Annotated in this window: 8 protein-coding genes; 5 read left to right on the top strand and 3 right to left on the bottom strand. The window is 67.6% G+C overall.

The features are described from left to right. Positions 1-932: transposase (locus BMG523DRAFT_RS21110; RefSeq protein WP_235463342.1), on the bottom strand; the 932-nt coding region annotated here is incomplete at its 3' end. 800 nt (positions 933-1,732) lie between these two features. Here BMG523DRAFT_RS21110 and BMG523DRAFT_RS24950 point away from each other — a divergent pair. Continuing rightward, the gene (locus tag BMG523DRAFT_RS24950; RefSeq protein ID WP_023841880.1) at positions 1,733-2,116 is read left to right on the top strand and encodes a hypothetical protein; all 384 of its coding nucleotides are present in this window, start codon (positions 1,733-1,735) and stop codon (positions 2,114-2,116) included. Between the two features lie 174 nt (positions 2,117-2,290). Here the strand turns inward: BMG523DRAFT_RS24950 and BMG523DRAFT_RS21100 are convergent, their stop codons facing one another. Further along, the gene (locus BMG523DRAFT_RS21100; protein ID WP_011436501.1) at positions 2,291-3,481 is read right to left on the bottom strand and encodes an LLM class flavin-dependent oxidoreductase; all 1,191 of its coding nucleotides are present in this window, start codon (positions 3,479-3,481) and stop codon (positions 2,291-2,293) included. A gap of 327 nt (positions 3,482-3,808) precedes the next feature. Between BMG523DRAFT_RS21100 and BMG523DRAFT_RS21095 the strand changes: the two genes are divergently transcribed. The 4 genes from BMG523DRAFT_RS21095 to BMG523DRAFT_RS21080 all read left to right on the top strand — a co-directional run bounded on the left by BMG523DRAFT_RS21095 (position 3,809) and on the right by BMG523DRAFT_RS21080 (position 8,379). Continuing rightward, on the top strand, positions 3,809-5,128 hold the full coding sequence (locus BMG523DRAFT_RS21095) for an aspartate aminotransferase family protein (protein WP_023841879.1): 1,320 nt from the start codon (positions 3,809-3,811) through the stop codon (positions 5,126-5,128). A 151-nt stretch (positions 5,129-5,279) separates the two neighbouring features. Continuing rightward, positions 5,280-6,236 (top strand): RimK family alpha-L-glutamate ligase, encoded by a 957-nt coding sequence (locus BMG523DRAFT_RS21090; RefSeq protein ID WP_023841878.1) that lies wholly within the window; start codon positions 5,280-5,282, stop codon positions 6,234-6,236. A gap of 82 nt (positions 6,237-6,318) precedes the next feature. Further along, a complete protein-coding gene (locus tag BMG523DRAFT_RS21085) occupies positions 6,319-7,545 on the top strand; it encodes an aspartate kinase (protein WP_011436497.1) in 1,227 nt (408 codons plus the stop codon). Between the two features lie 15 nt (positions 7,546-7,560). Beyond that, entirely contained in the window at positions 7,561-8,379 is an 819-nt protein-coding gene (locus BMG523DRAFT_RS21080) for a 2-amino-3,7-dideoxy-D-threo-hept-6-ulosonate synthase (RefSeq protein WP_011436496.1), read from the top strand. A 53-nt stretch (positions 8,380-8,432) separates the two neighbouring features. Here BMG523DRAFT_RS21080 and BMG523DRAFT_RS21075 read toward each other — a convergent pair. Next, positions 8,433-8,633 (bottom strand): transposase (locus BMG523DRAFT_RS21075; protein ID WP_043592130.1); only part of this gene is annotated, 201 nt, incomplete at its 5' end.

Genomic DNA, 8,633 nt, shown 5'->3' with positions numbered 1-8,633 from the left:
CGGGTCGCGTCCATCACGAAACAGACGCTGTCCGGCCCCAGGAACACCCACAGCCACCAGCGGGCCGGCCCGCCGCCGCCGGTCGGGGTGAACACCCGCCAGGTCGTCTCGTCGGCGTGCAGGTGCCACGNCCCCCGCGACCGCCCGACGATCTGCTCGGCGAGTGGGGCGAGCAGGCCCGCGACCTGGGCGCACGCCCCGGTCAGCGTCGCCGGCGAGAGCTGGGCGCCGTGCCGGGCCAACCCGGTGACCAGCGAGTTCTGCGAACGGCCCGCGACATAGCGCTCCACGATCAGCATCGCGAGGAACCGGTGCGTGAACAGGCCCTTCCCGATCGCCTTCGACGGTCCCGGCGCGGTCACCGTCAACGACCCGCCACAGCGGCAGCCCCGCCGATACCGGCGCCGCCTCGACACCCGAACCCGCACCGTCACCAGCCAGTCGAGCTGCTCGACGACATGCTCGCCCCACGGCGTGAACGGCTGCCCACACGACAGGCAGCCATAGCCCCCGCCCTCGAAGTCGCAGTCGACCTCGTCGCGGGACAGATGGTCGTAGCTCCGCCGGCCCGAGCGCGCGCCCGGCCCCCGCCGCCGGCCTGCCGACCCGGCGGCCTCGCCCCGCGCCCCGTCGCCACAACCGTCCCCGCCATCCGGCGAACCCACGGCCGGCGACCCGCCGCACTCCCGTTCCGACGACCGGCCGAACAGCATCCGCCGCAACGTCGCCAGCTCCGCCTGCAACGCCTCGAGCTGGAGACGCAGCTCCACCACCTCGGCCTCACGCGTCGCCTCCCGCGCGACCAGCCCGGCGATGTCCGTCAACAGCTCCGCGACCCGGGCCCGCAGCCAGGCGTTCTCCGCCAGCAGCGCCGCGCCCTCGGCAACCTCACCGCTCGCGGCAGCGCCCGCCCCCGACTCGACAACCGTCACGCACCGCAGCAAACCACCCCGACCGGCAGAACATCACCCACCACGACCATCAGGCCACACCCAGCCCCGAAGGCCGTCACCCCAAAAGATCAACAACGGGACTTCCGAATACGTACATCCGGTCGCCCGATTCCGGGGACGCTCCGACCTCATCGGCAAGATCGACGCCTTCATCGACCGGTGTATACGGCAGCGCCGCGGTGGCTATCTGCTCGTCGAAGCCGAAGCTGGAATGGGAAAGTCCGCGCTGGCCGCATACCTGGCGTTTACCCGGGTGTGGCCGGCGCACTTCACCCGCCTCACCGAAGGACGCACCCCCGAAACCGCACGGCTGAACCTCGCCGCACAGCTCATCGCCACCTGGAAACTTGACACCGCCCCCGACGGCATCCTCCCCACGGACGCCCACACCCCACGCTGGCTCTACCTTCGGCTCTGCGACGCCGCCAAGACCCGCGACGCCACACAACCCGACCAGCCGGTGGTGCTTCTCGTCGACGGCCTCGACGAAGCACCACCTCCACCTGGCAGCGAACTCCCCCTCAGCCTACCCCCAGCTCTTCCCCCCGGCACGATCATCGTCGCCACTACCCGACCCAGCACCATCACCTTCCCCGTCGGGGCACGGGTCGTGGAACGCATCGACGTCGAAAGCGTCTCCAACCGCCGGGACCTCCTCGACTACCTCACCACCATCAGCACCCACGACCCGCACATCGCCGACGCGCTACACCGCGCCAGCACCGGGGGCCGGCTACGCCTGGTGGCGGGCACCGGCCTGGACGGGCAAGTCGGCGTTGATGTCCTGGCTGGTCCTACATCCCCTACCCGGGGTGCGGGTCGTGTCGTTCTTCATCACCGCCCGCTACGCCAGCCAGAACGACCGGATCGCCTTCACCGACCTGGTCATCGAACAGCTCTGCGACCTGCTCGGCGTGTCCTTACCGCCGCTGACAGACGCCACCCGGGACACCCATTTCCTCGGTCTACTCACCAGAGCCGCCGAGCGCTGCGACGCCTATGGTGAGCGGCTCGTCCTCGTCGTGGATGGGCTCGACGAGGATGCAGGGGTGCGCGGGCCGGCCGGCCACAGCATCGCCGCGCTTCTACCCGCCGCCCCGCCCGCCGGAATGCGAATCATCCTCGTCGCCGGACGGGTCAACCCGCCTGTCCCCCCGACGTAGCTCCGGGACGTCAGGTGCCGTTCGGAGACGATCAACAGCCTGTCGGTGCATTCCCGGCGGACGGTGCCGACCCAGCGGTCGACCGCATAGTCACCGCGGAATGGTCGACCGTTCGTGGACTCCCAGCTCGCTGAGTCCGTGCCGAGCCCACGGGCGGCAGGGGAGTCCTCCGCGTCAGTCGCGGAACTCGGGAATGATCTCCTCGGCGAAGAGCTCCAGGCTGCGCAGTACCCGGTCGAGCGGCAGGCCGCCCTGCTGGCCGATCATGAAGAGCCCGATCCACTCCAGGTCCGGAGTGCTGTTGAAGATCTTTTCCAGGCCTCGCTTGACGTCATCCGGGGCACCGAACAGGCCGACCTCCGGAATCAGGCTCGGGTCCTGGAAGCCAAACGATCCATAGAAGGTCGCGAAGTCGTTCAGGATCGAGGGATTGAAGACCCGGGCGGCCTCTTCGGTCGTGTCGGCGAGCCCGATCATCTTCAGGAAGCCGGTGTGCTCGCCGAGCTTGTACTCCCGACCGAACTTGGCGCACTCGGACTGGTAAAGCTCAGCCTTCGCCCGATGCTCGTTCAGGAAGGGCGTGAAGATCCACGGGACGATGTCCTCCTGCGCGCACCGGACGATCGACCGGTCACTCATCGTGAACGGCTGCCACAGCTCCGGGTACGGGTCCTGGTATGGCCGCGGGCAGACCGAGACCGCGCGGACGCGGCCCTGCTCGTCGATCTCGTCCGCAGCGCCGTACGCGCGGGTCCATTCCACGGCCGGCCAGTCCGCGATGCCGTCAAAGGGCTGCGGGATCGAATAGCCGTCCAGAATCTCGCTCCGGTATCGCACGGTCTCCTGAGTCCAGCACATCTTCATGATCTTCAGGATTTCGCCGAACACCTCGAAGTTGCGGTCGTCGGTGTGTGAGCCGTCGCCGCTGGCGTCCGTCACCTCCCAGCGTTGGCCGAGGACGTTGACCCATCGGTTCTGGAAACCCCGGGCCAGTCCGAGCCGGAGCCGGCCGCGACAGAACTGGTCGAGAAGGGCGACGTCCTCCGCTGCGCGGACGGGATCCCACGCCGGAAGCACCATGCCCAGCGGAGCCAGCAGCAGGCGTTCGGTTCGCGCGGCCAGGTCGGCCAGCACCATCAGCGGGTTGACCGAGAGCTCTAGGCCCTCAGAATGAAAATGGTGCTCGCTGAGCATCAGAGCGTCGAAGCCGGTCTGGTCGGCCTGTACCGCGATGCTGCGCAGCTCGTGGAGCATTGCCTGGTAGGAGTCGGTGTCCCGCCCGATTGGTCGCTTCGCCCCGACGTGCTGTTCAGAAAGGTAGCCCGATCCGGGAACCTGCGGATTCAGGAAGATAGAGAACTTCATGCCGTCTCCAACATGGTAGGCGTATGTGATGGTCAGGACACCCGGAAAGGAGGCTGATCGGGCTTCAGGCGTGCCCGTCACCACATAGCTTGATCCACGCCCGCCTCTGCGTCAGCCTGAGTGTCTGCCTAGATGCTCCACGGTTCGCTATCACGAAGCTATTGGCGATCGGCCGGTCACGGGCATCTTGGGTCGCCTCGGACCGCCAGCCTGATGGCTGCATGAAACTGCCGACTGTTCCAATTCGGGCCGTCGAGTCGCATGCAACACAATGGCGCCGACCGACCGGGACGAAGAGCAACGGACCACGGAGCCAAGGCGGTTACGATGTCAGCACCGACCCTGCCCGTCGGGCGTCAACGGCTATCGAGCGACCTTCCGGTGGTAGCCAAAGCGCACGGCAGCCGCATCTACGACGAGGACGGGCGTGAATTTATCGACGGCAGCTCCGGCACGATCTGTGTAAATATTGGGCACGGATCGACCGATGTTCTGGCCGCGATGCGAGAGCAGGCGGAACTCGTCACGTTCGCGCACCGAAGCCAGTTCACGAGCAGAAGCGTATTGGCGCTGACGGAGAAGATTCTCTCGATCGGTGGGCCTGGATATCGCGAGGTCGTCTACACGAACTCCGGTTCGGAAGCCACCGAGACTGCCCTGCGCCTAGCCCTTTTCCACCATGCTCTGGCAGGCAGTCCCGAGCGTTCCATCGTGCTCACCCAGCAGCCGAGTTACCACGGCATGACGGCTGGCGCCTTGTCCGTGTCGGGCCACCCACCGCGACGCGAGCACCTGGACGCGCTGGTCTCGACGGGCGTGTCGACGGTCCCGGTCACGTCCGACGATCCCGCCGCAGATCCGCTGCCGGCCACGTCGGCCTGGGAGGAGGCCTTCGGCCGGATCGGGCCGGAGCGGATCGCCGCCGTCCTCGTGGAACCGGTGAGCGGCGCCGCGGGAGGTGCGGCGGTTCTGCGTGACGACGTGCTCCGGCGGCTCCGCGAACTGACCAGCGCGAGTGGCGCGCTCCTGGTGATGGACGAGGTTATGACCGGCTTCGGGCGGACCGGCGACTGGTTCGGCTATCAGCGCTCCGGCGTCACTCCCGACCTGGTCGTCACGGGCAAGGGGCTGAGCGGCGGCTACACGCCGATCGGAGCGGTCCTCGTCGGCGCGTCCGTCCTGCCGGGCAGATCGGCCTCCGACCTCGCTCTGGGGCACACAATGAGCGGTAACCCCCTGTCTGCGGCCGTGGCGCTCGCCGTCCTGCGGGTGACCGAGCAACAGCGCCTTCCCGAGCGGGCCGAGCGAATCGGGGCGGAGCTGCGTCGTCGCCTTGAAGAAGAGGTCACCGGGAAGGTCGGTTTCCTCGACCAGCCCCGTGGCCGTGGCCTCCTGCTTGGGCTGCCGGTGCGTCAGGCCGCCGGCGCCCACGCCCGGGCGCCACTCGCCGCGACGATCTGTCGGGCGGCGCGCGAGTTCGGACTGGTGGTCTATCCCGCTGGCGTGAACCACTGGACCCAGGCTCTCCTGGTCGCGCCGTCGCTGACGATCGAGGACGCCGAGCTCGCCGAGCTTGTGCGACGCCTCGCGCGGACCGTCACCGCCGTGGACACGCAGCTCGCGAGAACGCGCGGGCGCCGCTGGTGAGGTCCTGGGCTGCGCCGCCGGCCACGTCACCCGGTCGGCTCCGATTCCGCGAGAGCGCCGGCCGCCCGTCGGCCGCGCAGGCGCTGACCAGCTGAACGCACGGATCTAGAAAATGTTCGAACCCATTCTGGCAGTGAGGAAGTGATGCACGGTGAAGATTGGCATCCTGGCGTGGGAATGCGAGGATGAAGATGAGCTCGAGTCGCTCATCATCACCCAGGTGGCGCATGACCGGGGGCATGATTCCGTCTTCTTCGGAATCAACGACATCACCTGCGCGGCGGTCTCCGGAGGCGGCGTGCCTCAGATCCGCGGCGAGGCGGCGTCGACCTTCGACGTGATCGTCTCACGCGCCCACCTCGGTTATCAGTGGCGCGGCACCGCGGAGGCGCTCTACCTGCTGTCCAGCGTGCCCGACCTGGTGATGCTCGACTCCGCGACGCCGCACATCCGGTCGGTCAGCAAGTTCGCGATGATCCACCGGCTCACGCAAGTCGGAGTGCCGACCCAGCCCACCAGGTCCTGCTCCAGCATCGCCGACTTTGAGGCGGCCTGCGCCGAATGGGGCTCGACCGTCGTCAAGCCCTCGATCGGCTTCGGCGGTCACGATGTCGAGCGATTCCTCGACGGCGACGACGAGAAGGGAAGGCTGAAGGTCGGTGACCTGCTGAAGACGTACGGGACCCTTCTCTGCCAGCCGTACTTCCCCCATTCCGGGGTGCTGCGGGTGACGACGATCGGGGACCAACCGTCGGTCTCCTTCAACCAGGTCACCGGCGATGACGGCTGGAAGCCGAACCACGGTCACAAGTGGGTCTACCACGCCGAGGACGACGAGGAGTACTGCGCCTGCTGCACGCCGCGGGTAAAGCGACTCCGGAACGAGATGGTCGATCCGAAGCCGGAGATGGTGGACCTCGCGCTTCGTGCCGCAGCGGCCATGGAGCTGAGCATGGCCGGTGTCGACATCATCGAGAGCGACGGTCAGGCGATGGTCCTGGAGGTCAACGCTTGCCCCGGGTTCAGCTCACTCCAGTCGGATCTGCGCACGAAGATCGGCGAAGAGATCGTGCAGCTGGCCGAAGAACGGGTGAAATCCGTCCGCTGATGTACGCCGCATAGCGCCGGGGTGAACTGTTTCCAGCACGCCGGATTCCTGTGCGGCCGCCGAGCATCAGAAGGTGGAGAAGATGGCGATTATCGTACAGAAATACGGTGGCAGCTCACTCGCGACGATCGAGAAGATTCGCGGCGTAGCGCGACGGGTGGTCGACACTGCGGCGGCGGGAAAGCAGGTCGTCGTCGTAGTGTCCGCCCGCGGCAGGACTACCGACGAGCTGCTCGGCGAGGCTCGCGCGCTCGGCGGGCACTGGCGCAGCCGGGAGTCCGACCAACTGGTCTCGACCGGCGAGGTCGTGTCGGCGGCGACCACGGCGCTCGCCCTGCGGGAGCTCGGCCAGCCCGCGGTGTCCATGACCGGCGGGCAGGCCGGCATACAGGTCAGCGGAGAGTTCGGCTCCGCTGCTGTCCATTCGGTGACTCCGGACCGGCTCAGAACGAGTCTCGAGGAGGGCAAGGTTGTCGTCGTCGCAGGCTTCCAGGGAGTCGACGCCAGCGGCGACGTGCGAACCCTCGGGCGAGGCGGCTCGGATACCACCGCCGTCGCGCTGGCAGCGGCCCTGGGCGCTACCTGCGAGATCTACACCGACGTCGACGGTGTCTACACCGCCGACCCGAGGCTGGTTCCGCGGGCACGGCTGCTTCCCACCGTACCGGCGCCCCTCATGCACGAGATGGCGCACACCGGCGCTGGCATCCTCCATCCGCGCGCGGTGGACCTGGCCGCCACGAGGAGAATCCCGGTCCAGGTCCGGAACTCGCTCGGGACGAATCCAGGCACGGTCGTCGAGGTCGTGCCGGGAAACCCGCTGGAATCTGACGGCGTCGTCGCGGCGGTCACCCAGGACGAGGACACCACGCTCGTCATGATGCGCGGCCGCGGCGAACCTCTCGACTCCTGGGCCGCGCTCGCGCGAATGGCGTCGGCGAAAGTCGCGCCGGCCGATCTCTTCGCGCTGGCCGACTCGACGCATGGAAGCACGCTTGGATTCACCAGCAGCCCGGCCAGGCAGATCGACCTGGCGCATATCGCACGCCAGGCCGGCGGCACTGTGGAACTGCGTGATGATCTGGGGCGGCTATCGCTGGTCGGAACCAGGATGAACCTGTGCGGCGCGGTCATCGAAACGCTGGCCGAGATTCTTTCGACGCACGGGATCCGCAGTCCGTGGATCGCTATCTCGGAGCGACGTATATCCATCCTGGTCCCCAGGGGCGGGATGCGTCGGCTGGCGCTGACCATACATGACGCGCTGGTGCTCGGCCGAGGGCTCGAGGCGCACTCATCGGATCGATGAAAAACGAGGTACGGCATGCCCAACTACCCGTTCTCGCGGCTCGTTCGGCTTCGGAGGCTGTATCGTCACCACCGTGGCCGTCTGTTTATGGTGCCGCTGGACCACTCCGTCACCGACGGTCCACTCAGCCGACGTCGCTCACTTGATGAGCTGATCGAGGGAATCTCCCGCGGCGCCGTCGACGCGGTTGTACTGCACAAAGGAAGCCTGCGGTACCTAAACGCCGTCCGCTTCGACCACATGTCGTTGATCGTGCAACTTTCAGCCAGCACCAGACACGCTCCGGACCCCGACGCGAAGATCCTGGTGGCGAGCGTCGAAGAGGCGCTTCGTCTGGGGGCCGACGCCGTCAGCGTCCACGTGAACCTGGGTTCGGCACAGGAGAGCCGTCAGATCGCGGACTTGGCGGCGGTGGCGGACTCCTGTGACCGGTGGGGCGTTCCCCTGCTCGCCATGATGTATCCGCGGGGCCCGAGGATCGCTGACCCGCCCAACGCGGAGTTGTGCATGCACGCGGCTGTGCTGGCCGCGGACCTCGGTGCGGACATAGTCAAGATTCCTCGCCTCGGCTCGACCGACGAGCTACGCGACGTGGTGGCCGCCTCACCGATCCCGACGGTCGTGGCGGGTGGCTCCTCAATGGAACCCGAAGAATACCTCGCCGAACTCGCGGCGGCGATGCGGTCCGGGGTCGGCGGTGTCGCGATCGGCCGGAATGTCTTTCAGGCCCCCGACCCCTGCGCGATGGCGCGTCGAATCGCCCAGATCGTGCACGATCCGCTTGAGGTTGCCAGGAAGCAGCCGAGGGTGCAGCATAGCGGCGCGGTCGGCTGAAAAAAGACGGATACGGGGCTCTGCGCACTACGTCTGAAACCGTGTTTGGGTGATCACGCTGTGGATGTGGTGGTGGTGACGGGGAGTGGCCAGGCTGGGCGGGTGGCGCGGGAGGCGACGTAGCGGGCGCGGGTCTGTTGGTGGACGATGTTGGTCAGGCCGAACGCCGTGCGGTAGACGAGTTTGATCAGACGGTTGACACCCTCCGCGGTGGCGTTGGACAGGCCGTGGAGCACCGCGTTGGCGATCTCCTC

This window comes from Frankia sp. BMG5.23 (genome assembly GCF_000685765.2).
Lineage (GTDB): Bacteria > Actinomycetota > Actinomycetes > Frankiales > Frankiaceae > Frankia > Frankia casuarinae.
Note: the sequence above shows the minus strand (reverse complement) of the source record. Positions and strands in the feature narration are given on the sequence as shown.